Annotated in this window: 1 protein-coding gene and 1 pseudogene; both read left to right on the top strand. The window is 50.2% G+C overall.

Annotation, left to right across the window (positions count from 1 at the left end; translation table 11 throughout):
* The first annotated feature begins 13 nt into the window (after window positions 1-13).
* Window positions 14-535 (top strand): hypothetical protein, encoded by a 522-nt coding sequence (locus tag H0248_RS18335; RefSeq protein ID WP_180787008.1) that lies wholly within the window; start codon window positions 14-16, stop codon window positions 533-535.
* Window positions 532-1,185, top strand: a pseudogene (locus H0248_RS18330) (hypothetical protein); the annotation flags it as partial. The gene H0248_RS18335 and the pseudogene H0248_RS18330, both read left to right, overlap by 4 nt.

Raw genomic sequence — 1,185 nt, 5'->3', positions numbered from 1 at the left:
AAAAGGGACGAACATGAGCGTGGCAAGCGGTTTAACAAGAGTGATCTCGGGGCTGATCACGGCGATATGGCAGATCTTGCCACGCTGGGGGCGGTGGACGGCAAGCATCCTGCTAGTGCTTTGGCTGGGCTGGACATTCCTGATTCAGGAACGGCATGGCGGAGCGTCAATCGTTGTCCATTCGGTGATCGATCGCCCCATTAGCTATGTGTATGTTAACGGTAATATGGGGGGGAATACTTTTGCGTTTGATGGGCTTAATACCAGTGGTGGTACAGCAGGTCCGTACCGTATAGACGGGGATACGGTCAATATTAAATGGCTACTGAGTGCAACCCTAAAACAACAAGAAGAACAGGGACTTCGTCCAGAGAAAAATAGTATCACCCTGCCGATGCCAAAACGTGATAAGGGGCAAGATGATTTTTGTGTGCTTTTTTTACCTGATAACAAACTGGTCGTGCGTTGGGTGAGCAGTTGCTATCTTGATATGGATGATGTTATTGCCCCTTATCGCACAAGGAGAGGACGATGATCGACAGGGACGATCTGGAGTGTCGGATTGCTCGTGAGGAAAGCCGTCATCAGGCGGGGATAGGCACTTGTTCACTGGCGTTACAAATGGGATTTTTCTTTGATGGTTTGAAGAGGAATATCAATGTAGATGAAGACAGCCAGCGTCTGACCAATGTTGGTCGCCTATTTCGTGCCCATCCTGAAATAATTTTGGCTGAACTCACCTCTTCATATTCATATGCCAAAGTTTATATTCCTGGTTTAGCTACCCCCCTTGACGATACGCCATCCGAAAGGCTGGACAGTATTATGGACGCCAGACAGAAGGCGCTGCCTGAGGACTATGCCGATGCACTGGTTGAACAGGGCAAAGAAACGGCGGTCGATACCGTTAAGGGCGTTCTCAAGGGGGACTGGAGTCAGGTGCTTTCCAATAAGCTGGACGATCTGCGGACCATGAAGAGTGGCCTCGATGCCGTAGCGTCCACTGCCAAAAAGGCGGTGACCCGCGCGCTGCTCGAAGCCGCCGAACCGATTCGGGATAACCCGATCGTGGCCGAGTTGCTCATGACTGGCGTCGATGCGCGGGTGGATTTGGCTAAAAATAAGTTCAAAAAAAATCTGGCAGATATCAAAAAAGCGAATCAACTGCCCATCAAACTGATCCAG

It is taken from the genome of Pectobacterium brasiliense (genome assembly GCF_013449685.1).
GTDB lineage: Bacteria > Pseudomonadota > Gammaproteobacteria > Enterobacterales > Enterobacteriaceae > Pectobacterium > Pectobacterium brasiliense_A.
Note: the sequence above shows the minus strand (reverse complement) of the source record. Positions and strands in the feature narration are given on the sequence as shown.

Coding starts and splice junctions, on each gene's coding strand:
- H0248_RS18335 (WP_180787008.1), top strand. CDS start 14: ATGAGCGTGGCAAGCGGTTTAACAAGAGTGATCTCGGGGCTGATCACG.